General features: G+C 63.9%; 21 protein-coding genes. 19 read left to right on the top strand and 2 right to left on the bottom strand.

Annotated features, from left to right (window positions below):
* Positions 1 to 15 precede the first annotated feature (15 nt).
* On the top strand, positions 16 to 1224 hold the full coding sequence (gene repC / locus ACH196_RS32530) for a plasmid replication protein RepC (protein WP_396650992.1): 1209 nt from the start codon (positions 16 to 18) through the stop codon (positions 1222 to 1224).
* Between the two features lie 34 nt (positions 1225 to 1258).
* On the opposite strand, the gene ACH196_RS32525 is transcribed toward repC, so the two are convergent.
* Positions 1259 to 1639, bottom strand: coding sequence for a DUF982 domain-containing protein (locus ACH196_RS32525; RefSeq protein WP_396650991.1), 381 nt, complete (start codon positions 1637 to 1639; stop codon positions 1259 to 1261).
* Between the two features lie 119 nt (positions 1640 to 1758).
* On the opposite strand from ACH196_RS32525, the gene ACH196_RS32520 reads away from it, so the two are divergent.
* On the top strand, positions 1759 to 2355 hold the full coding sequence (locus tag ACH196_RS32520) for a cold-shock protein (RefSeq protein ID WP_396650990.1): 597 nt from the start codon (positions 1759 to 1761) through the stop codon (positions 2353 to 2355).
* Between the two features lie 256 nt (positions 2356 to 2611).
* On the opposite strand, the gene ACH196_RS32515 is transcribed toward ACH196_RS32520, so the two are convergent.
* On the bottom strand, positions 2612 to 3808 hold the full coding sequence (locus ACH196_RS32515) for a DUF1173 domain-containing protein (RefSeq protein WP_396650989.1): 1197 nt from the start codon (positions 3806 to 3808) through the stop codon (positions 2612 to 2614).
* Between the two features lie 207 nt (positions 3809 to 4015).
* On the opposite strand from ACH196_RS32515, the gene ACH196_RS32510 reads away from it, so the two are divergent.
* The 17 genes from ACH196_RS32510 to ACH196_RS32430 all read left to right on the top strand — a co-directional run bounded on the left by ACH196_RS32510 (position 4016) and on the right by ACH196_RS32430 (position 21902).
* Positions 4016 to 5212, top strand: a complete 1197-nt coding sequence (locus ACH196_RS32510; RefSeq protein ID WP_396650988.1) for a DUF932 domain-containing protein — start codon at positions 4016 to 4018, stop codon at positions 5210 to 5212.
* Positions 5213 to 5361: 149 nt separating this feature from the next.
* Positions 5362 to 5736, top strand: a complete 375-nt coding sequence (locus ACH196_RS32505; RefSeq protein ID WP_396651005.1) for a DUF2958 domain-containing protein — start codon at positions 5362 to 5364, stop codon at positions 5734 to 5736.
* Positions 5736 to 6536 (top strand): hypothetical protein, encoded by an 801-nt coding sequence (locus ACH196_RS32500; RefSeq protein WP_396650987.1) that lies wholly within the window; start codon positions 5736 to 5738, stop codon positions 6534 to 6536. Before ACH196_RS32505 ends, ACH196_RS32500 begins: the two co-directional genes overlap by 1 nt.
* Positions 6533 to 6874, top strand: coding sequence for a hypothetical protein (locus tag ACH196_RS32495; protein ID WP_396650986.1), 342 nt, complete (start codon positions 6533 to 6535; stop codon positions 6872 to 6874). Before ACH196_RS32500 ends, ACH196_RS32495 begins: the two co-directional genes overlap by 4 nt.
* Before the next feature lie 125 nt (positions 6875 to 6999).
* A complete protein-coding gene (locus ACH196_RS32490) occupies positions 7000 to 7404 on the top strand; it encodes a hypothetical protein (RefSeq protein WP_396650985.1) in 405 nt (134 codons plus the stop codon).
* Positions 7401 to 7601: a hypothetical protein gene (locus tag ACH196_RS32485; RefSeq protein ID WP_396650984.1), complete on the top strand. Its 201-nt coding sequence runs from the start codon at positions 7401 to 7403 to the stop codon at positions 7599 to 7601. Before ACH196_RS32490 ends, ACH196_RS32485 begins: the two co-directional genes overlap by 4 nt.
* A 118-nt stretch (positions 7602 to 7719) precedes the next feature.
* Positions 7720 to 9873, top strand: a complete 2154-nt coding sequence (locus ACH196_RS32480) for a ParB/RepB/Spo0J family partition protein (protein WP_396650983.1) — start codon at positions 7720 to 7722, stop codon at positions 9871 to 9873.
* A gap of 71 nt (positions 9874 to 9944) precedes the next feature.
* The gene (locus ACH196_RS32475) at positions 9945 to 10898 is read left to right on the top strand and encodes a hypothetical protein (protein WP_396650982.1); all 954 of its coding nucleotides are present in this window, start codon (positions 9945 to 9947) and stop codon (positions 10896 to 10898) included.
* 88 nt (positions 10899 to 10986) lie between these two features.
* Positions 10987 to 11616 (top strand): DUF1419 domain-containing protein, encoded by a 630-nt coding sequence (locus tag ACH196_RS32470; RefSeq protein ID WP_396651004.1) that lies wholly within the window; start codon positions 10987 to 10989, stop codon positions 11614 to 11616.
* Positions 11600 to 12037, top strand: coding sequence for a hypothetical protein (locus tag ACH196_RS32465; RefSeq protein ID WP_396650981.1), 438 nt, complete (start codon positions 11600 to 11602; stop codon positions 12035 to 12037). The genes ACH196_RS32470 and ACH196_RS32465 overlap by 17 nt, the downstream gene beginning before the upstream one ends.
* 132 nt (positions 12038 to 12169) lie before the next feature.
* Complete coding sequence (locus ACH196_RS32460) at positions 12170 to 12844, top strand: hypothetical protein (RefSeq protein WP_396650980.1); 675 nt, start codon at positions 12170 to 12172, stop codon at positions 12842 to 12844.
* 69 nt (positions 12845 to 12913) lie between these two features.
* A complete protein-coding gene (locus tag ACH196_RS32455; RefSeq protein WP_396650979.1) occupies positions 12914 to 13279 on the top strand; it encodes a hypothetical protein in 366 nt (121 codons plus the stop codon).
* Positions 13280 to 13413: 134 nt separating this feature from the next.
* Complete coding sequence (locus ACH196_RS32450; RefSeq protein ID WP_396650978.1) at positions 13414 to 17871, top strand: strawberry notch-like NTP hydrolase domain-containing protein; 4458 nt, start codon at positions 13414 to 13416, stop codon at positions 17869 to 17871.
* A gap of 15 nt (positions 17872 to 17886) precedes the next feature.
* On the top strand, positions 17887 to 18930 hold the full coding sequence (locus ACH196_RS32445) for a toprim domain-containing protein (protein WP_396650977.1): 1044 nt from the start codon (positions 17887 to 17889) through the stop codon (positions 18928 to 18930).
* Between the two features lie 251 nt (positions 18931 to 19181).
* Positions 19182 to 20123, top strand: a complete 942-nt coding sequence (locus ACH196_RS32440) for a DUF2493 domain-containing protein (RefSeq protein WP_396650976.1) — start codon at positions 19182 to 19184, stop codon at positions 20121 to 20123.
* 286 nt (positions 20124 to 20409) lie between these two features.
* Positions 20410 to 20847, top strand: coding sequence for a hypothetical protein (locus ACH196_RS32435; protein WP_396650975.1), 438 nt, complete (start codon positions 20410 to 20412; stop codon positions 20845 to 20847).
* 731 nt (positions 20848 to 21578) lie between these two features.
* Positions 21579 to 21902 carry a DUF736 domain-containing protein gene (locus tag ACH196_RS32430; protein WP_396650974.1) on the top strand — a complete coding sequence of 108 codons (324 nt, stop codon included), beginning with the start codon at positions 21579 to 21581 and terminating at the stop codon, positions 21900 to 21902.
* Positions 21903 to 21982 lie beyond the last annotated feature (80 nt).

Raw genomic sequence — 21982 nt, 5'->3', positions numbered from 1 at the left:
TCGAAGGTGAAGGAAATGGAGAGGGAAATTGCAACGACTCCCTTTGGGAGCCGACCGATGTCGCTTGCCCTTATGGCAGCGCAGATGGAAGCCAAAGAGATTCCAGAAGGCAAGGCCGTCGACAAATGGCAGGCCTACCGCGATCTCTGCGAAGGAAAGAGCGTTGTCGGCGTTGGGGACAGGGCACTGGCCGTGCTGGCCGGCTTATTGTCGTTCCATCCGGATGATGTGCTGTCCGAAGAAGGCGGGCTGATCGTCTTTCCGTCAAACAAGCAGCTGTCGCTACGCTCGCACGGCATGGCAAACGCCACGCTTCGTCGGCATCTGGGGGCATTGCTCGACTGCGGCATCATCCTGCGCAGGGACAGTCCGAACGGCAAGCGGTATGCCCACAAGGGCAGGGGAGGGGAGTTGGAAGATGCCTTCGGGTTCTCCCTGGCACCTTTGCTCGCACGCGCCGAGGAGTTCCAGGCCGCGGCCGAGCGCGTGCGTGCGGACAATCGTGCGCTGAAACTCATGCGCGAGCGCATCACCCTGCAGCGACGCGACATCGCCAAGCTCATTGAAGCTGCGATCGAAGAGGGCGCCCCAGGCGCCTGGCAGTCCCTCTGGAGGCGGTTCAGGTCTATCGTAGACCGACTCCCCCGACGAGCGACCGTGGGCGAGCTCGAACCGCTCGCATCCGAACTTGACGCCATCCGTGACGAAGTCGATATCGCATTGAATAACTTCATGAATGTCACGAATCCGAGCGCCAATGAGTCTCAAAATGAGCGGCAGCAATCTGATTCAAATCCCGACTCCCATTTTGAATTTGAACCCGCTTTAGACAAAGCCAGGGGGTCGGCCGAGCCTAGACGAGAACCGCAGGAGACGCCAAAAACGTATCACCTTGGACTTGTGCTGAAAGCTTGCCCTGACATTATGGAGTATGCCGCCGCTGGGATTGGAAACTGGCGCGATCTGATGGCGACCGCCGCCCAGGTGAGGGGCTATCTCGGCGTTTCACCGTCGGCCTACGAGGATGCCTGCCACGTCATGGGGCCGGAAATCGCGGCGATCGTCATCGCCTGCATCCTGCAGCGAGCTCAACACATCAATTCGGCCGGCGGTTATCTGCGGGCGTTGACCGAGAAAGCGAGGGCAGGGCAGTTTTCGGTCGGGCCGATGCTCATGGCTGCGTTCAAGGCGAATTCCGCCGCTCCGGAGAGGAGGGCCGGGTAGATGAGTGCGGCGATACCCTCGTGGCAAGGTTGCCTCAAGCCAGAACGCCGCCTGGACCAGACTTCGGTCCTGTCATCCAGGCCGGAACGGACGGAAGATCTTCCAGGATGTTTGCGCCCTTTGCCCATTTGGCGAAATTGTCGCGCGCAGAACTCAGCGAATGGCTGCCGTCCAGCGCCGAGTAGCAGGCCCGCAGGATCGTTTCGTAGGGGACGTTTTGGAGTTCGACGGGCCAATCCTCGAGGAAATCGATGGCGTCACGAAGCGAGGCGATTTCGACAATCGTGAAACTCCCACCCTTCACGAAAACAGGGCTGTCGAAAAGCTTGTCGTTCACTTCATCCCTCCCGGCCGTTCTCGTTAGGCGCGTGAACTCGCAAGCCGAAAATATGAGTTCACGCGCGTTGTCGTTCAAGGTTTTGCCATCGTCTGTGCGCGTGCCGATGGATTGGTGAGAAAATCGTCATTTGACTCAAGCGCATTCCGCAACCGAGATAGATCTCACGGGAGGTTCAGCGTGCTCTCCAGGCGACCATGGGCAAATATCGAGATCATCGTGAGCGGCGCGGAAAGCGTCACGGCAACGATCACAGCAGATTTCCGGACGAGGGTGCGGAGCCGAGCTACTTTCAGGTGCCGCCGCGCGAAACCTCCGATCCCGTCGACGCCGAAGTGCTCTGGTTCAGAGCCGACAAGGGATTTGGCTTCATCAAGCTGTCGGAGGGCACCGAAGCCTATTTGCACATTCGTGTGCTGGAGGCAGCCGGCGGTCATGATCTTTCAACGGGGGCTCATTTGAAGGTCGTCGTGAAAGAAGGCGCCCGTGGCCGTCAGGTCGCCAAGGTGCTCGACATTGGCCTGCCTAGCCCAGAAACCGCTCCAGTTGAACGCCACGAGACGGGCGCTCCCAAGGATCCCGCACCTTCGGAAGGTAGGGGCATGGTGAAGTGGTACAGCCCCGAGAAAGGCTTCGGATTCATCGCACCCGAGAACGGTGAAGCCGACATCTTTGTTCACGCCACGGCTTTGACCCGCTCAGGTCTCACCGTTCTGGAAGAGGGGCAGACGGTGTGGTTTCAGTCGGGGCAGGGTAAGAAGGGGATGGAGGTCCGAACCATCCGCCTCGCCTAAGGTCAAACAGCGCATCTATGAAAAAGCCCGCTGCCGGGAGGAGGTGGCAGCGGGCTCGATCTAAGAACACGGCGCGGGAGGAGGTGCAGCGAATCCAGCATCGGCATCGCATCTGGGAGGAGTAGATGGCCGATAGCGGGATCATGCCCGACATCACACATATTGCAACGCACAATTCTTTATTGCGCCGCAAAAGGTTTGAACCAGGCGTCAAGCCGACACCCGTCTCGACGGTGGAGACGAGCGGCTTATGTGCTCACCGGACGGGCAGGGGAGGCATCTCGCCGTCGGCCGTGCGCCAGATCCATGCGCCGATTTCCGGCCGGGATGCGATCAGTTCCTCGAGCGCCGCCTCATACCCGCCGTCCACTGATGGCGGAACGACATACAGAGCGACGGGCTGCGATCTCGACTGCAACATGGCAGCCGCGGTCGGCTGTTCCACTGGGAGATTGTACCGCAATCCCTTGACGCTCCGATCGCGCAGCCTGGCCAGCGCGTCAACCAGCTTCTTTTCGTAGGCGGAGTCGTACGGCACCCAGTTTTCTGCCACGACCATGAGGGCCATGTCCTCGACTACCGCAAGGCCGGCCGGCGTCAAGCCGAACGTCGCGATCGCCATCAGGTGAGAAGCCTCGTCAGCTTCCCACAATGACAGCTCGGTCTCAAAGCGCCCCTGCAGACGTCGGTATAGACCTTCGTCAAGCAGCAGCGGAAAGTCGGGTAGGTGCTTGACGACCAGACGGTGACCGCTGCGCGTCGGGGCGAAATCTTTAACCTCCCCAACCAGGATCATCAACTTTCTTGGCCCGCTCTTTGGCGGCAGTGCCGGAACCAGCGCCGCGGCCCGACGCTGTTCGATCGCCGCCTTGTCCGCCGCGCGAAACGCCTCCGGCACGAATAGCATCTCGGTCAGCGTTCCGCCCTTCACCGTCATCTGACCCGCCGCCGCGAGCAGTTGCCAGCGAATGTTCCACCAGTGACGCTTGCCGGCCCATCGCGATGTCCAGGCTGTCAGCTCGGCCTGATGCCAGAGATAGTGGAGCACGCTTCGTAAGGAGAGTTTCTTCGCATCACCAGCGACCGTGTCGCTGCCATTGGCTCCCGTGTGCGGCGCCGCTCGTCGGCCAATCTTCGTCAGGCTGAAGGCGACCTTCAGCGCAGCGATCCCGCTCTCTGGATCGACCTGGATTGCACTGCCCATCAGCACGCCAAGGCCGGACAATTCGTCCGGGGCCTCATAGGATGGACAGCCCGGATCATGTCCGCCGCCCGACATCGGCATGCGCTTGACGATGTACTGGTCGCCGACGTGTGCGACGTACATAGCCAGTCCGCCATCCTTGCAGAGGCAGAGCGGGCGCATTCGCTTACGGTAAGCGTCGGCTAACGCCTCGTGGAACTCGGGTTGTGTCTCCTCGATGATCCGATCAGCAAGTTTGAATCGTCGCATCGCCTCCATCGCTCCGGACGCCGCCGCATCCCCTGTTGGGCATTGATTCATGGTTCTGGCGGCGATGCAACCACCCTGACGTGCACTGGCGCTTCGGTGGCGCGCTTCGCGCGCCCGCCGGCGGGGCAGAGGGAGAGGGGAGGCCGGGATGCGATGGCGGGTCGAGGCCAGGAGAGAGGCTCCCGGCGCCCGTCGCGGAGAACGATCATGACCCATATGGAGATTCTGGCGCCGGCGCGCATCGGGCCCAACGGCTACAAGGTCGACGTCAGCCGCGGCCAGCGCATCGGCCGCGTGTCATCGGAATGGTTCAACCGGCCGGACGATGAGCGCTACTTGTCGCTCACCGACCTGAACAATTCGGTGAAGCGGCGGTCTGAACGCAGCAAGACCCGTATAGTGGAAAGCGAGGCGATCCGCGTCGAAGCGTCTCGCGACAATCCCGAGCGCCTGACGCTGATGCTGCCGGATGCTCACGCACCCGTCACGCCGACGCACTGGAGTTTCGGTCAGCTCGCCAGCCTGGTCGGCGCGCCGGCGACGTATCTCCGCCAGCTGCCGGCCGCCCTCGCAGGCGTCAATCTGCAATATGGGCTTTCGACGCACCGCGCCGAGCAGGTCAAGACGCTGGAGATCGAGAACGGCCGCCTCGAGCTTCGCGCGGTTACCGGACCGGACTACGGCAGGATATTCGACTCCGAACTGATCGACGCGGTCCAGAAGATTGCCGGCAACGGCACCGGCGACACGCGCTGGAAAGTACCCGGCGTACTCGACTGGTCGACCAGCATCTACAATCCCAACGTCGATATCTCGAAGGATACGACCACGCTTTATGCCTCGGACCGCGATATCTTCGTGTTCCTGGTCGACGATCTCAACCCGATCGAAGCCGGGCGGCTGCCGAACGGTGAACCGGATCTCTACTTCCGCGGATTTTATGCCTGGAACAGCGAGGTCGGCTCGAAAACACTAGGAATTGCAAGCTTTTACCTGCGTGCCGTGTGCCAAAACCGAAATCTATGGGGCGTCGAGGATTTCCAGGAAATCACCATCCGGCACTCCAAATATGCCGCCTCGCGTTTTGCGCTCGAAGCGGAGCCGGCGCTGATCCAGTTTGCCGAGTCCTCCCCAATGCCCTTCATCAACGGCATCAAGGCGGCGCGCGAGCGTGTCGTCGCTCGTGACGACGACGATCGCACGACATTCCTGCGCAAGCGTGGCTTCTCCAAGGGCGAAACCACGAAAATAATCGAGGCCGTGCTCACCGACGAAGGCCATCCACCGTCATCGGTCTTCGATTTCGTGCAGGGCATCACCCGTATTGCCCGCGACAAGCAGCACCAGGATGTGCGGCTCGAAATGGAAGGCAAGGCCAAGAAGCTCCTCGACCTCGTCCACTGATCCTCCACCAGGCAGATCATCGCCACTCGCGGCGCCGTCCTCCCGGCCAGGAGGACGGCGCCTTTCGTCGTGACGGGTCAGGAGGTCACAGCGCACCTGTGGCTGCCCGTCATGGAGTGCGACCCATGCACGATACCGCCGAGAGCCCAATGCCCCTGCCGACGTCCGATCAGCGCGAGCAGCTCCTTGCCAATGGTCGTCAGAGCGGCCGCGACCATGTTCCGGTCGTAAAATTCTTCAATCCCGTCGGCATCGGCACATGGCTTGCCACAGAGCTGGATGCAGACCAGGACACTTGTTTCGGTCTCGCGGACATTGGTTTTCCGGAGCTTGGATCGTTCAGCCTGCAAGAGCTTGCCGCGCTCGAGCTGCCCTTCGGCATGCATATCGAGCGCGACGTCTTCTTCACTGGCGAATTCCCGATCTCGGCCTATGCCGAAGCCGCGCATGAGACCGGAAGCATCACCGCGGCTATCCGCATTCTTTCCAATGCCGCGCGGGCACAGCACGGGGAGGGGACCTGATGCGCTTCCGTCCGTGGCCCAAACCGGAGCCCTATCGCGACACGTCGCGTAAGCGCGCGGCGTTCAAACGCAAGCAACGCCTCGAACGGGAGGCGCTGCCACTCTTTTCGGAAATGATCGCTGCGGACCAGCATGGGGTCGACGAAGAAATGGCTCGCCGCCATGTCTGGTGGGACGAACGCGAACGCGAGCAGCGCGCCCTGCGCGCCGCACGCTGGCGCGAAGCCCGTGCCCGGCTGTTCGCGCTGTCTGACGAGCTTCGCAACACGGTCCGGAAACTATGGCAGGGTTGCCCATATCCTGCCGATCCCGCCTATCTGCTCGACCTGCTGCACCAGATCGCCGTCGGCCGTGTCGATCCAAATCGGCCGCCCTGGGTCTTTGACGGCAAGCTGACGGCGCGCACAACGCCGAACCCCGAAAAGTTCGATGAAGCGTTCCGCCAGATCGGCCGTCGAAAAATGGGCGGCGGCCCGAAGGCCACGCCGGCCGACGAGTTCCTGTTCTGCGGCAATCTCGGATCGGGCATCCTTTTCCTGCGCACCCGCGTGCGGCTCAACGACCCGCATGAGAGTTTCTATACCTCATCCGGCCATCGGCTGCGGGATTCGCATGTCGGCAGGGCCGGTCATTGGATCGATCTCGAAGTGCGCGGCGACTGTTCGGATGCCGAGCTGGAGCTGATCCGCCGGCTTGCTCAAGAGGCCGATACCCGACCCGTCGTCATCCGGCGGGTCGACGCTCTGACACCGACAAGCAGGGAGGCGCGCCATGATCAAACGGCGGGGAGCCCGCCATGATGAATCATCCTGAGGCATGCACGGCGCTGACCCGGATGGAAGCCCGCCTCCGGGAGACGCGCCACAATCTTTTCGAGCTCGAACGATCTCTGCGGGAGCGTGCCGAGGATGAAACCATCGGCTCTCGGCCGAAGGCACGTCGATACAACCGCCGCATGTCCAACTGGACCAGCCTAGACGAGGATGCCTACCTCCGGATTTTGGATAGGCTAGTCAGCAATGCTGCGGCTGATCTCGACCGGCTGCGGCGCAAGATTGAGCGTCAGGATGGGGCCATCAAAGCGCTCCGCCAAAAATACCGGGTTAACGCCGCCCGACCCATCTACACGCCTCTTTAGCGGCCGCTTCGCCTTGGTGGCGAGCTTCGTCGCGTTTCCAGCCATCCCCTCGACCGAGGGGGTGGCTATCCCCGTGACGGTTTCGCAGGCGGATTTCTTCCATCGGCCGCCACGGAGATCAGGTCATGCAGCAACTCATATCCACCATAGACTATTCCGCTGACATCGCCGCCGCTCTCGCAACGCAGGGAGGCCACCTCTCGATCGGCCGTGGCGGCTTCACGCTCCACTATCGCGAGGGGGCGATGCTCTCGGGCTATGGCTGCGAGGCAATCAAGACCCAATGTATCGCCACCGGACTACCGGTCATCGACAGCCGGTGTGTGGCGTTCGACGTCGTGGTGCAACTGACCCTGCAGGGACCACTGGTCGCCGTCGGCCGCAAACCCGACCCAGCCCCCTGGCATGGCCTCTCCTATGCGCCGTTGCACGCGGTCGCCATCCGGTATGCCGCCGCCGGCGCCGAGGTCTGGAACATCCCCGGCGTCGAAACCACGTCCGCCCAGGCGGAGCGGAGGACGGCATCATGACCGGCCGGCCTCTCCTTCAGCTCTACACCACTCTTGCCGAGTTTGAGGATCTGCATGCACTCCACGATCGCACACGCAGCACCAGCAAGACCGTGACTGTCGATCGCCAGGCACTCATCCACATCCTCATGGACCATGCCCGCATGCTCGAGGCGCTGCGCAAGGCAGGCCGCGTCGATGTCACCGAACCAGATTGAGGCGAGCGGGCTGCGCCGGCGCGGCGGCCGCGAGAGGCAGAGGGCGGAGGGGAGGGTTTCCGACGGGTTTGGAGGTTCGGGGAGAGACCCCGGGCCGCCCGTCATGGAGACCCTGACCATGGCAAAAAGCGCCATTCAGAAGATCGCAATGAACCCCTCGGAGAACATCGCCTTCGACAAGCTTGTCTTGTCGCAGGAGAATGTCCGCAGGATAAAGGACGGCATCACCATCGAGCAGCTCGCCGATGACATCGGTCGGCGCAAGCTCCTGCAGAGCCTGAACGTCCGTCCCGTCCTGGACGGAGACGGCGAGGAGACCGGCACCTACGAAGTGCCCGCCGGCGGCCGCCGCTATCTCGCGCTCGGCATTCTGGTCAAGCAGAAGCGTTTGGCGAAGAACGAACCAATTCCCTGCATAGTCAATCGCAGCGGAACGACGTCGGCCGAAGAGGACTCGCTCGCAGAAAACGTGCATCGCGAGAACCTGCATCCGCTCGACCAGTTTCGCGCATTCAAGGCCCTGAAGGAGCAGGCCCTCGACGTCGAGGAGATCGCCGCCCGCTTCTTCGTCTCGGCTTCGACCGTCAAGCAGCGGCTTAGGCTCGCCTCGGTTTCGCCGAAGCTGCTCGAACTCTATGAAAAGGACGAAATCCGCCTTGAGCAGATCATGGCGTTTTCGATCTCGAACGACCATGCGCGTCAGGAGCAGGTATGGGAACGCATCTCCGGCAACCCCCATATGCAGGAACCGTACTACATCCGGCGACTGCTGACGGAGACCACCGTTCGTGCCGACGATCGCCGCGCAATCTATGTCGGTGCGGAGGCCTATGAGGCAGCCGGCGGCGTCATCCTGCGTGACCTGTTCGAGCAGGATTCCGGCGGCTGGTTCCAGGATGCGGCTCTTCTCGAGCAGCTCGTCTTCGACAGGTTGAAGACCGATGCCGAGACCATCCGCGCCGACGGCTGGAAGTGGGTCGAGGCCGCGATCAGCTTCCCGTATGGGCACACCTCCGGCATGCGGCGCATCTATGCCGAACCGGCAGAGATGAGTGCGGAGGAAATCGCCCGCTATGACGCGGCCAAGGCCGAGTATGATGCGCTCGACGCCAAATATGCCGAGATGGAGGACGCTGACCAGGAGATCGAGGACAAGCTCGATCAACTCGGCGCCGAACTCGACGCGTTCAGCGATCGTCCGCAGGCCTACGATCCGGATCAGAAGGCGATCGCCGGCGTATTCGTCACGCTAGGCGCCAACGGCCAGTTGCAGGTCGATGCAGGCTTCGTCCGTCCCGAGGATGAGCCGCGGGCGGAAGCTGACGACGACGGCGCGGAAGACGACGATCGCGATGCGCCACAGTCCGAGGATGACGGCGACAAAGCCGTCGTCGTCAACGGTCGATCGGTCAACGGTTCAGCCGATGCATCCGAGGAGCCCGAGGAAGAAGGCATCAAGCCTCTGCCGGAACGGCTTGTCTTCGATCTCACCGCCCAGAAGACGCTGGCGTTGCGCAACGCTCTTGCCAGTGACGTCGACACCGCCTTCGTCACCGTCCTCCATGCTCTCGTGCTGCAGGTCTTTTATCGATTTGCCAAGGACAGCTGCCTCGAGATCAGCCTGACGAGCAACAGCTTTGGTCAGGTTCAGGGCCTTGCCGAGACGTCCTGGGCGAAGGAAATCGGCGAACGGCATGAGGCGTGGGACCGGGACCTTCCCGACGATGCGACCGGTCTCTGGGAGTTCTTGCTCAGCCTGGACGAAGCCAGCCGCAAGGCGCTCTTCGCGCACTGCGCCTCGCTCTCGCTCAACGCCGTCGTCGAGCCCTGGAACAAGCGCCCTGGTGCACTTGCCCATGCCGATGCGCTCGCGTCGACGCTTGGCTTCGACATGGTCGCGGCCGGCTGGGAACCGACTGTCGACAACTATCTCGGCCGTGTCACCAAGGCCCGGATCGTCCAGGCGGTGCGCGAGGCCCGTGGCGAGGATTCCGCACAGCTTATCGACCATATGAAGAAGGATCTGATGGCCCGTGAGGCCGCCCGCCTTCTCGAAGGGTCGAACTGGCTGCCCGAGCCGCTTCGTCTCGACAGTGACGAACCAGCCGCTGATGCCGGCGAAACCGTCAGCGAGGATCCGACGGACGAGACGGCGGCAGACGAAGATGCGGCCGAACTGCCGGCATTCCTTGCCGAGCATGCCGATCCGTCTTCCGACGAGACCTCGACCGTCGCCGACGACACGGCAGATCACCTCCAGGCAGCAGAGTAGTCGGCCAACCGCTTCGCACCGGGCCCGGCATCATCGCCGGGCCCTCTTCGCATTCCGACATGGAGATGAGCATGTCAGCCCACATAATCTACGATACCGCCCCGTTGGGCAGCGTGGTCCGATACTTCGACTCGACCCCGAAACCGCCAGATCGGTTCAGAAAGAAGCTTTCCGCCTGGAAATCGCGCAATAGTTCCGGTCGCCTCGTGAAGAAGGAACCGCCACGCGACCGGCCGACCTACAGTTCGCCCGCCTGTTTCACGCTGCACGAAGGCGACTTCGGCCAGAGCGGCACCGTCGTTATCTCGGTCAGGCGCACCTACTCGGTCGAGACCGACCTGCGTTTCGAGATCGTCCAGCGCCCGGCCATAGGCAGCGTCCGCGTCCTGCAATTGCTCGGCGACAGTCCCGAACTCCTGCATCTCGCCGGAAACCGCGAGTCGGCCGAACGCTGGCTCGCGAACAACCAGTACAGCCAGGCCTATCTCGAGGAGGTGACGCCGACGAAGTCGGCGCCGACGTCATCGAAGGCCGCGCGGCCGCCTGACATTCTCACCCACATTGAAGCCACCGACGACAAGCCCGGGATCGCATCAGCGATCGCCGGCCTGTCTCGTTTCATGGAGATTGACATGTTCGACTGGACCAGGAGCTGCTCGTATGACGAGCACCAGAAAAGACGTTTTCACACGACGGCCCGTTCGCGGCTAAAGAAACTTGCCGCCGAACTCGACCTGCCTTCCGGATCCTATGAGGTTCGTTCTAACCGCGCGGGCATCGCTGTTTCCGGTGAAGTGACCCTGCATCACGACAGCGCCTACATCCAGGTCGGCCAGTTCGGCATGTCGTCTGGCCACGGCATCCTGATCCGCACCTGCAAAGGCCGTAAGGACTATACCGGCGGCGCCAACCACTTCGTTGCGCTCACCATGCTCGATGACATTCCGGCGCTCGCAGCAGCCGTCCGCGCCATCACCGGGGTTGGGCGTGACGCTCCTCAGACCGCCGCTCGCCGCGCCGCCTGAAGCAGGCCAACGGTTCCCACCCCGCCGACAACAACCTCTCGCCGTGCCCCTCGCGCGACGGGAGGCTCGGCTATTTCGGAGACATGCGATGTCCACGCATCCCCCCTTTCGAAAGGTCTTCGACGGCGTCGCAACCCGTTCGCAGATGTTCGCCCTTTTCAACCGCCATCGTGACACGCCGGGTGTCGATCCCCTGTCCGGCGAGCCATATGCTTGGGAGTGGTTCGAGATTTCGGCCAGCGAATACCACTTTATGCTCGGCTTGTTGCCGCCGCTGTTTCAGCGAACCGGCATGTTCGGCATGTCCGAATACAAGGCCGGCAATGTCACCAGCGTTTTCTTTGCGATCAGGTTCCGCGCTCGCGAGCGCTTTTTCCACGGCTTTTGCGATCTCAGCGACAGACGCAGTCCCGACGCCATGCGCGCCGCCATCATCGCTCATGAAACCGGCGCGGTCGACAGCATGACGCGCGAGGAAAAACTCGAGGCGATCTGGTCCGCCACACATGCCGACTTCAGGGGCATTGCCGGCGAGGCCAACCCCGATGCCTGGTCGCCGGAGCATCATGGCAAGCGGACTATCCTGACCTACGTTGCGGGGCAGGGGACCACCCTCAAGCTACTCGAGGATCTGACGGACGAAGAGATCGACAGCCGTATGCCGGCAGTGCGCGCACGATCGAGGAGAGGAGGGGGCAACGATGCGGAACCATCGTAAGCCACCGCCGCCTGCGGACAACACGACTTGGGAGGCGCACTCCACTTACACTGCTGACCTGGGAGTTCCGGACAGGCGCCTATACCGGCGCACACCACCTGGTTCCCCGACTGTCGCCGATCTTGTTCGTGCCGGCGATACGGTCTCGACCTCCTACGGCACCGGCGGCGTCGTGATTGAGGTCAAGGAATACTTCTACACGGCACCGACGGGCGAGACGCTGTCGCATTTTACCATCGTCTACGTTCCGTCCGATCGCGCCAAAAAGTACCGCGAAACCGATCGTTGCTGGATCAACGAGTGCGTCGCGGTCGCCAGCCGCATCCTGATGCTATTCGAGGCCAATGCGGATGAGGTCTTCGTTGTAGACCGTGCCCGATCAGCCGAAGCACGTCCCCGCCGTACCATCCTGATCTCCTAGTTCCATCGATCAGGACGAGCCGACCCGCTGACGCGGCCGACACTGCTCGCCCGCCCCCATCCGCGTAGTCGATCCGATCGTCGCTCACCCGGCGAGTACGGCTGCGCGCTTTATCCACGAAAGGAAAAACCCATGGCCAGGAAAGCGTTCTTTGCCGCGTTCATCATCGATGAGGATAGCTATACGCCCGAGCCGGGGCCGGTCGATGAGCATTTCGTCGCCGCCGATCTCGCTCAATCGAACTTTGGTGAGCAGCCCGGCGTTTCGCACATTGTCGTCTGGAGTTCCGCCGCAAACCTGATCGCCGATCATCGCCAACGTGGTCCCATAACGGTCGACTACCTCTCCGGCCAGCAACCCGCACCTGATGAGGTGACACCGCCTTTCTTCGCGTCATCGTTCCGCGACCTTCTCGTTCCAGTCATGCGGGACACACTGGCCTTCGAATATTACGAGGTCCGACCCTGCATCGAACGTGATCGGCAGGTCTCTTCCTATGCCGATGAAGGAGACTATGGCGCGGATTTAAAGGCGGCCGAAGAGTCCGGCGCAGAATTTCGTACTTTCTGGTCGCTCTACGGAATCGATGCCAGCGCCCATACCGCCATCGGCGACTTTGTTTCGAAGGATGCCGCGTATGAGATCATGAATGCGATCCTCGCTGTCCCGGCCGCGGCCCGCAACGCTCTTCAGGGCGCACGATCCCAGGAAAATACGGATCGCGAAGGCATCGAGCAGGCCGCGCGATCCGCGGCGGACTGGCTCGACGACATGATCAACCAGTCCTCGAACGATCGACGGATCTGAGCTTCACAATCCGCCCAAAGCCCGGTCCGCCGGGCCTCGCGAGGTCCTCGAACAATGCAGGAGTCCCCCATGTCACGTCTCAACGATCCGGAGAATTTCCGCGGCCGCGTCAACTACGCGGCTCACGTGATCGCCTACGGGCGGCGTCCGACCCGCGCTTTCGACAATTGCTTCGAAAACTATGACGGGTACGAAGTGGCGACCGCGATCTTGCGCCGCTCCAAGAAGAATGCCCGTCTGGCCGCCAACCTCCATCGCTATCTCAGCATGGCGTCCATCCAGGCCGCGGCAGACCGGCTCGCCGCAGTACCGACGCGCGAGCTGTCCGAAGTCGCCCGACGAACGAGAGCTCGCCAGAAGGCCGAGTTCGATGCCTGGCTCGAACAGCAACGGAAAGCCGATGGCGTCGGGCTGCCGACGACCGGGAACCGGTAGGGGCCGATCCGAGAGGTTCACCGTCGCCTTTGGTCCATGCCGATGGAGGGAGAGCGGGGCCGGGAGGAGTGCGGCCCGGCCGGCGCAGAGAGAGTGCCGGCGGGCTTCCACTCTTTCCCGCGAAGGACATCTCCATGAACATCGTCACGTCGACCCCGGCCGTCACCCGGACGGCCGCACCCATCGTCACACGTGTATCCAGCCCTGAGGAAAGCGCTGCCGCAATCCACCAAGCGGCGCGGTTGCTTCTTCCCTTCCTCGAACAGGGCGAACCCGTCACTACTACCGCACTGCGCAAGGTCATGACCGAGTGCTTCGGCGGCACGGATGCCGAAGGATTCTGGGTCTGGAAGGACGCCTACGAGGCGCTCGAAGCCGCACAGGTCCTGTTGGTGCGCCGCTTCGGATCGGCCATCTTGTCGCGGTCAGCCTCGCCGCGAGCAGCGGGCACGATCATGAAGCGCATCGGCGACCTTCTTCCCACCCATACGCGGCGCTCCACCGAGAGCCAGGCCATGCAGCAGCTGTCGACGCCGCTGCCGCTTGCCTTCGTCACCGCCCACGCCGCGGCGATCGCTCTCTCAGACCTGGTTCTCGAACCTTCGGCCGGGACCGGCCTGCTTGCCGTCCATGCCGACTTGGCCAGAGCCTCGCTTGCCCTGAACGAGCTGGCCCCGACGCGCGCCGATCTACTCGGTCTGCTCTTTCCCTCCATTTCCGTCTCCCGACACGACGCAGCCCATATCGACGATCACCTCGATCCGAGGATCGAGCCCTCCGTCGTGCTCATGAACCCGCCCTTCTCCGTGGGCGCCCATGTCGACGGCCATGTCGCCGACGCGGCATGGCGGCATCTCTCCTCGGCCTTTGCACGCTTGCGCGCCGGTGGCCGCCTTGTCGCGATCACAGGCACAGGCCTTTCCCCCGACAACCCGAGATGGCGGCCCGCTTTCGAGCGACTGCAACAGCAGGGCAGGGTGGTCTTCACCGCGGCAATCGACGGTCGGGTCTATGCACGCCACGGCACCACCGCCGAAACCCGCCTTACAATCATCGACAAGATCCCGGCGTCAAACTCATCCTCTTTCGTTTCATCGCCGGGCAAGGCCGGTGACGTGGAAACACTGCTTTCGTGGATTTCGGACCTGCCGCCCCGGACACCGGGCGGCTTTCCGGACTCGATCGGCGCGCTGTCGAACGGCATCCTGCGCAATGCCGCCCGGCAGATGGCAGCCCGATCCGCAGGGCGATCAGCGCCGGCCGCCGTCCCGACCTATGACCGAACGGCCAGCCGGCCTATTCCTTCAGCCGCCCGGGCGAAGCCCATGCGGCCGATCGCGTCAAGCAGTAGCACCGCTGTTGCACTCGACTATGAGCTGCGCGACTGGATGCCTGAGGAGGGCGGCCATCTCACCGACACGATCTACGAGCCCTATGCGCTGCAGTCGATCGACATCCCGCGCGCCAAACCCCATCCGACGCCCCTGGTCCAGTCGGCTGCAATGGCCGCGGTCGCGCCGCCCAAGCCGTCCTATCGACCGCTTCTGCCAGACGTGATCATCGACGAGGGCCTGCTTTCCGACGCTCAGATCGAAAGCGTGATCTATGCCGGCGAAGCGCATGCCGGTCATCTCTCCGGCGCCTGGACTGTCGACGAAACCTGCGATGTCGTCTCGGCCGCCCCGGAAGACGCTGAAAACGTCGTCCGCTTTCGGCGCGGATGGTTTCTGGGCGACGGCACAGGCTGCGGCAAGGGCCGGCAGGTCGCCGGCATCATCCTCGACAACTGGCTGCAGGGTCGTCGGCGCGCCCTCTGGATCTCCAAGTCCGACAAGCTGCTGGAGGACGCCCAGCGCGACTGGTCGGCACTCGGGCAGGAGCGACTTTTGGTCCAGCCGCTCTCACGCTATCGGCAGGGCACGCCAATCCGCCTTGCCGAAGGCATCCTCTTCACCACCTACGCAACGCTTCGGTCGCAGGAGCGCGACGGCAAGAAGTCGCGTATAGCGCAGATCCTTGAGTGGATCGGCAAGGATTTTGACGGCGTCATCGTCTTCGACGAAGCTCATGCCATGGCTAACGCCGCCGGCGGCAAGGGCGAGCGTGGCGATGTCGCGCCCTCGCAGCAGGGCAAGGCAGGCTTGCGATTGCAGCACGCGCTGCCCGACGCCCGCATCGTCTATGTGTCTGCAACCGGCGCAACCGCGGTCGAGAATCTCGCCTATGCGCAGCGTCTTGGCATCTGGGGCAGCGAGGATTTTCCGTTCGCCAACCGCGCCGAGTTCGTCACTGCGATCGAGGACGGGGGTGTCGCGGCGATGGAAGTGCTCGCCCGCGATCTCAAATCCCTCGGTCTCTACACCTCGCGCTCGCTCTCCTATGACGGTGTCGAATACGACCTGCTTGAGCACGCCCTGACCGAGGAGCAGATCCGCATCTACAATGCCTACGCGGACGCCTTCCAGGTCATTCACAACAATCTGACCGCCGCGCTCGAGGCGGCCAACATCACCAGCGAGACCGGCACGCTGAACCGCAATGCAAAGGCGGCGGCACGCTCGGCGTTCGAAAGCACCAAGCAGCGGTTCTCCTCGCATCTGATCACCTCGATGATGACGCCGACGCTGATCGGCGCGATCGAGCAGGACCGCGCCGACGGTTATTCATCCGTCGTGCAGATCGTCTCGACCGGCGAAGCCCTTATGGAACGGCGGCTGGCGGACATCCCCACCGAGGAATGGTCCGACCTCCACGTCGACGTCACTCCGAGGGAATATGTCGGCGGGTACTTGATGCACTCGTTCCCGACGCAGCTCTTCGAGGAGTATTCGGACGCGGAAGGAAACGTCTATTCTCGTCCGGTGCATGACGCGGACGGCAATCCCGTCGAGTGCCGCGAGGCCGTGCGCCGGCGCGACGAGATGATTGAAAAGCTGGCCATGCTGCCACCGGTCGGCAGCGCGCTCGACCAGATCATCCATCATTTCGGGACGGATGTAGTCGCCGAGGTGACGGGCCGGTCGCGTCGCATCGTCAGGAAGACTGGCCGCGACTGCATCGCTATGCTTGCCGTCGAGAACCGCCCGGGATCGGCCAATCTCGCTGAGACGCAGTCGTTCATGGACGATGACAAGAGTGTGCTGATCTTTTCCGATGCCGGCGGCACCGGACGCTCCTACCACGCCGATCTCGGCGCCCGGAACCAGAGACTGCGCAAGCACTATCTGCTGGAAGCCGGCTGGCGCGCCGACAACGCCATCCAGGGTCTCGGACGGACCCACCGCACCAACCAGGCGCAGCCACCTTTGTTCCGGCCGATGGCCGCCAATGTGAAAGCCGGCAAGCGCTTCCTGTCGACGATTGCGCGCCGCCTCGACACCTTGGGTGCGATCACACGCGGCCAGCGCCAGACCGGCGGGGCAGGGCTGTTCCGCGCCGAAGACAATCTCGAAAGTCCCTATGCTCGCGCGGCGCTGCGCCAATTTTACTATCTGCTGCATCAGGGCAAGATCGACGGCTGCTCGCTGATCACCTTTGAAAACGTCACCGGCCTGTCGCTGACCACGGACGAGGGCGGGTTGCGCGATGAACTCCCGCCGATCACCACTTGGCTCAACCGTCTGCTGGCGCTGCGCATCGAAACCCAGAACCTGCTGTTCGAAGTCTTCGAACAGCTGATGACGGCGAAGGTCGAAGGCGCCATCGCTGCGGGCAGCTACGACAAGGGCCTGGAGACGATCAAGGCGGAAAGCATCACCGTCACCGATCGCCGGACCATCTACACCCATCCCGTCTCCGGCGCGCAGTCGCATGTGCTGACCGTGGCACGCAAGGATCGGATCCGGCCGCTCGGTCTCACTGAAGTGCTGGCCATCGCCCGCGCCGAGCCGCAGTCGGTCCTGCTGGTCAACATGCGGTCGAACCGGGCGGCGATCCAACTGCCGACGGCCAGCCTCATGCTCGACGACGGCGCGATAGAGCATCGCGTCCGCCTCCTGCGCCCGACCGACGAACTGCGCTTCGGTCTCGACGCCCTTGCCGAAACCCACTGGCAGCCGATTGACAGAAAGCTATTTTGTGAGCACTGGCAGGCAGAAGTCGATGTTCTGCCGGAGTTCACCACCAGCACCTTCCACATCGTCACCGGGCTGCTCCTGCCGATCTGGCGGCGGCTGCCCGATCATGATTGCCAGGTCTACCGAATACAGACCGACGCGGGCGAACGCATCATCGGCCGACATATCGCGCCGACGCTGGTCGCGACCATGCTGCGCAATCTCGGCATCGACCATGTGCCGACGCTCGCCCCGGAAGACGCATGGACCGGTGTTATCGAGGGGCGGATCGGCTTGCAGCTTACCGACGGTCTGATTTTGCGGCGCAGCCGCGTCATGAACGACTACCGAGTCGAACTGATCGGCTTCACCGACGCGATGGTGCCGCGGCTGAAAGCACTGGGTCTGATCTCCGAGATCATTTCCTGGAAACTCAGATTGTTCATTCCGACCAGTCCCGGCGGTCTCGCCATGCTCACCTCGCTTCTCGATCGGCATACGCTGGTCGGGGTGACCGACCGCACGGCCACGGCTTGAGTGAAGGAGGCGATCATGTCCGGCTCGGCCTCCGAGCTGGCACGCCGCCTTGGCGAACATGCCGAGGCGGTGTGCCGCGAATATCTCTCCAACGGCCATCGCTCCGGCAACCACTGGATCGTCGGTGATGTCCGCAACACGCGCGGCCGCTCCATGCATGTCCGGCTGAGGGCCAACACCAAGGGGCCCTCCGGAAAATGGGTCGATGAGGCCTCGGGCGAACATGGCGATCTGCTCGATGTGATCCGCGAAAGCTGCGGCCTGATCGTGTTCCGCGACGTTGCCGATGAAGCCCGCCGCTTTCTCGCCCTACCGCGCCCGCAGCCGCTGGTCTCCGACCAGTCCCGCCAGCCTGCTGCGGCACGCGGCTCCCCTGAGGCCGCGCGCCGCCTCTTCGCGATGTCGCAGCCGCTCGCCGGCACGCTGGCCGAACGCTATCTTGCCGGCCGCGGCATTCTCTTGCCCGCGGGTGAGCCCGCCCTCCGGTTCCACCCGGGCTGCTACTACCGGGATCTCGTGACCGGCGAGACGGTTATCCTGCCTGCCCTGATAGCCGCTGTCAGCGGCGTCGACGGGCGGATCACCGGCCTGCAGCGCACCTGGCTCGATCCTGCGGGCACGGGCAAGGCGCAACTCGTCGATCCGCGCCGCTCGCTCGGGAATCTTCTCGGCAACGCCATCTGGCTCGGCCTTTCGCCCGGCACGCCCGTCCCGGTCATGGCCGCCGGCGAGGGATTCGAGACGATGGCCTCGCTGCGCACGGTGATGCCAGCGCTGCCGGTGGCCGCCGCCACCTCGGCCAATCACCTCTCGGCTCTCTCCTTCCCGCCGGGCTGCCGTCGCCTCTACATTGCGGCCGATGCCGACGCCGCCGGCCGGCATGGCATCGAGCGTCTCAGCCAGCGCGCAGGCGAGGCTGGAATCCTCGCTCTCACGTTGCGGCCGCGGCTTGGCGACTTCAATGACGATCTGCGCCATCTTGGCCCCGGCCATCTCGCGGCATGGCTCGGTGATCAGCTCGCCCCGGACGATGCCCGTGTCTTGCTGCCGTCCGCATGACCGACGGGCGAGGCCGGCAGGCGGGCAGTGCGCGGCGTCACCGGCAATCCCGCAGGCATGGCGGGAGTCTCACCGGGGAGGCCGCGCCCGCGGCCTGCCTGAGAGGCGATACCTGCCACGCCCCGGTCACGGCCGCAACGGCTGCGCCGTCCTCCGCTTCGCTCCGGCCTTCGGTGCGGCCGCGCCCGGCGCCCGGCCGGGTTTCGCTGTCAGGCCGCGATGGGCGCGGCCACAACCGACGGAGACACGCCATGACCTACGAACTTCCTTTCGACGACGCCTACGAGCCCTACCACGCCTCATCGCCGACCGACCGCGTCATCCTCGAACTGCAGATGTACGGCCACCGTCCGCATCAGGACGAGCCCGATCCCAGACCCTTGCCCGACGACGAGGTGATCCGGGCGGGCCTCGCCGGCATCGTCGAGACCTTCGCCGGCATACTCGGCGACACCAGGCTCGAACCCGACCTCGACGACCTGCTCTGGAGCTTCGCCAACGTCTTCCATCGTGCCGCGGAGCGCGTCGCCCGAAGCCTCGACCGCAACGAGGAGGCGCAGCGGTCGAGCCAGAACGAGCAGGACGGCTCGGAGGTGAAGTCCGTCGAGCTGGAACGGCTCACGGCCGAAGGCATCACCTATATCGAGCGCCGCAACGTGCTCGAAATCATGCGCGACGAGGCAGCTGACCTTTACGAGGCGCAAACCGGCTCGGCCTGGCGGCCGCGCACCGGCTCCAAGGTTTCTCACCAGGCGATGACCGCGGCGGTGATCGACAGCCGCGATTTCCTGGCTGCACGTCGCCGCGCCGAGACCGAGGTGCTGGTGCCGCCCGGCACCAAGATCGCCTTTGCCGGCGGCCTGGAGTGCAACGATCACGACCGGATCTGGGACGCGCTCGACAAGGCCCGCGAGAAGCACGCCGACATGGTGCTGCTGCACGGCGGCAGCCCGCGCGGCGCAGAGCGCATCGCCGCCTGCTGGGCAGAGAACCGCAAGGTGACGCAGATCGCCTTCAAGCCGGATTGGAATCGGCACGCCAAGGCAGCCCCGTTCCGCCGCAACGACCAGCTGCTCTCGGTCATGCCCTACGGGCTGATCGTCTTCCCCGGCTCCGGCATCACCGAGAACCTGGCCGACAAGGCTCGCCGGCTCGGCATTCCCGTCTGGCGGTTCACGGAGGCCGGCGCGTGAGCGCCGGTTTCCACCAGTCGGCCTCACTGAACCCGGCCGCCTGCGGTCGGGTTCGCCCGTGCGCGGCCCGGATAACCGCCACGCCAAGAGGAAAACACGGCCCCGCGTCGCACCGCTTGGTGCGCCAGTGCGAGAGATGGGGAAAGGAAGGCCGGGACGGGGCAGCTGCGTTTTAGAGAAGGAGAGCGGCCATGGCGATGATATTCCTCGGAGGCTCACGCGACATAATTGAACTGCCACCCCCGGCCGTCGAGCGGATTGGGGTGATCGTCGCACAGGAACATGGGTGCTGATCGGCGATGCGCCGGGCGCCGATGGCGAAATGCAGGGCCTGCTGGCAGGGTATAACTACGAGCACGTCGGCGTCTTCCATGCCGGAGCCGAACCACGCAACAATCTCGGCGACTGGGCCGCCTATCACATACCGCCGCCTGCTGGCGCAAAGGGCTTCGCCGTCCATGCCGAGAAGGACCGCGAGATGGCCCGCCGCGCCGATTTCGGCCTCATGGTCTGGGACGGCCCGTCGCCCGGCACCTGCCTCAACATATTGCGCCTCGCAGGAATCGGCAGCCCCTGCGTCGTCTACGACATCATGCGCGGCAGGGCCGCCACGGTCCACACCATTGCGGATGCACGCGCCATGCTCGCCAGAGCCGGCGAGGAGGTCCGCCGCGCCGTCGAGGCCCGCATGAGCGAAGACGAGCATTTCGCCCTGTCCGACTGATCGCCGCGGGCGCTGTCCGACCGGGCGGCGCAAGCCGCCCGCCGGGGACCCGGCCGAAGGCCGACCTGCGGCGTTCCCGACGATCGCAACGAACGTTCACCAGCCCCTCAAGGAGAACCCTCAGCAGTCGTTCCGGGCATTTTCGAGGAACAGGCTGCCTGTCCGTCGCGCCAGAGACGGGAGCGAGATTGCAGATCAGGCAGCGCATACCGGTTCCTGCAACTCGACCGAGATGGCCGCGCCGGCGTTGGAGTCGGGCACCACCAGTCGGCTCCGACCGTGAAACCGGGCGCGTGACGGGTGATGGGGCAGGGGATCCCTCGCGGGCGGCGGGGCGGCACGGTGCTGCAGGGCAGATCCATTGAGAGGCAAACGCTTGGCCGCAACCGTCGCGCCGGCTGTGGAGGGTCTGCGATCGTGGTGGCCGGAGGCATCGCCTTCGCTCACATCCGGACCAATCCCGTGGTTATGTCGCCTTTGTAGGGGACCGCCTGCTTTCGCGGTCAACCCCCATTGGGGGTACGCTCGACAAAAATTCAGGAAAATTCGATTTCGGTCTTTTGTTTGCGGGCCAGGCACTTTCCTTCCCGCAAGCGGGTCCCTTGAAAGTGCGGCCCGCCGTCTGCGGCTAATAGAATTTTCCAGAATTTGTTGCCGAGTGACCGCAGCAGGACGGCCCCCTCCTTTGGCGCCATCGGGAATGGTCCCGATGCAACCGAAGGAGAAGTACCATGGCCACCACGATCGCAAACCTCACCGCCAAGGCCGACGGCTCGATGGAAGGCGTGTTCGCCACGCTGCGGGTCAACGCCCCGATCACCCTGATCCCGAACACCAACAAGACCCGCGAAGATGCTCCCGACTACCGCATCGTCAACAAGCGCACGGGCTTCGAGATCGGAGCCGGCTGGCACCGCATCTCTCAGCGTTCGGGCGAGGAGTATCTCTCGGTCAAGCTGGAAGCCCCCGAGATCGGCGTGATCTTCGGCAACCTAGCACCCGCCCCCGGCGGCGACGAGAACAAGAAGGTGATCCTTTGGAACAACCCGCAGTGAACCGCAGCGAGCCGGCCCCGCAAGGGGCCTGCTCTCTTCCGCTCCACTCGATCCGGAGACCTCCCCTAGCCGCTCCACCA

Source organism: Mesorhizobium sp. IMUNJ 23232, from assembly GCF_044326205.1.
Classification (GTDB): domain Bacteria; phylum Pseudomonadota; class Alphaproteobacteria; order Rhizobiales; family Rhizobiaceae; genus Kumtagia.
This window is presented reverse-complemented; position numbering and strand designations above follow the sequence as displayed.

Excerpts from the sequence above, each read along its gene's own strand:
- repC (WP_396650992.1), top strand. The coding sequence starts at position 16 with ATGGAGAGGGAAATTGCAACGACTCCCTTTGGGAGCCGACCGATGTCG.
- ACH196_RS32520 (WP_396650990.1), top strand. The coding sequence starts at position 1,759 with ATGGGCAAATATCGAGATCATCGTGAGCGGCGCGGAAAGCGTCACGGC.
- ACH196_RS32515 (WP_396650989.1), bottom strand. The coding sequence starts at position 3,808 with ATGCGACGATTCAAACTTGCTGATCGGATCATCGAGGAGACACAACCC.
- ACH196_RS32510 (WP_396650988.1), top strand. The coding sequence starts at position 4,016 with ATGACCCATATGGAGATTCTGGCGCCGGCGCGCATCGGGCCCAACGGC.
- ACH196_RS32505 (WP_396651005.1), top strand. The coding sequence starts at position 5,362 with ATGCCCCTGCCGACGTCCGATCAGCGCGAGCAGCTCCTTGCCAATGGT.
- ACH196_RS32500 (WP_396650987.1), top strand. The coding sequence starts at position 5,736 with ATGCGCTTCCGTCCGTGGCCCAAACCGGAGCCCTATCGCGACACGTCG.
- ACH196_RS32495 (WP_396650986.1), top strand. The coding sequence starts at position 6,533 with ATGATGAATCATCCTGAGGCATGCACGGCGCTGACCCGGATGGAAGCC.
- ACH196_RS32490 (WP_396650985.1), top strand. The coding sequence starts at position 7,000 with ATGCAGCAACTCATATCCACCATAGACTATTCCGCTGACATCGCCGCC.
- ACH196_RS32485 (WP_396650984.1), top strand. The coding sequence starts at position 7,401 with ATGACCGGCCGGCCTCTCCTTCAGCTCTACACCACTCTTGCCGAGTTT.
- ACH196_RS32480 (WP_396650983.1), top strand. The coding sequence starts at position 7,720 with ATGGCAAAAAGCGCCATTCAGAAGATCGCAATGAACCCCTCGGAGAAC.
- ACH196_RS32475 (WP_396650982.1), top strand. The coding sequence starts at position 9,945 with ATGTCAGCCCACATAATCTACGATACCGCCCCGTTGGGCAGCGTGGTC.
- ACH196_RS32470 (WP_396651004.1), top strand. The coding sequence starts at position 10,987 with ATGTCCACGCATCCCCCCTTTCGAAAGGTCTTCGACGGCGTCGCAACC.
- ACH196_RS32465 (WP_396650981.1), top strand. The coding sequence starts at position 11,600 with ATGCGGAACCATCGTAAGCCACCGCCGCCTGCGGACAACACGACTTGG.
- ACH196_RS32460 (WP_396650980.1), top strand. The coding sequence starts at position 12,170 with ATGGCCAGGAAAGCGTTCTTTGCCGCGTTCATCATCGATGAGGATAGC.
- ACH196_RS32455 (WP_396650979.1), top strand. The coding sequence starts at position 12,914 with ATGTCACGTCTCAACGATCCGGAGAATTTCCGCGGCCGCGTCAACTAC.
- ACH196_RS32450 (WP_396650978.1), top strand. The coding sequence starts at position 13,414 with ATGAACATCGTCACGTCGACCCCGGCCGTCACCCGGACGGCCGCACCC.
- ACH196_RS32445 (WP_396650977.1), top strand. The coding sequence starts at position 17,887 with ATGTCCGGCTCGGCCTCCGAGCTGGCACGCCGCCTTGGCGAACATGCC.
- ACH196_RS32440 (WP_396650976.1), top strand. The coding sequence starts at position 19,182 with ATGACCTACGAACTTCCTTTCGACGACGCCTACGAGCCCTACCACGCC.
- ACH196_RS32430 (WP_396650974.1), top strand. The coding sequence starts at position 21,579 with ATGGCCACCACGATCGCAAACCTCACCGCCAAGGCCGACGGCTCGATG.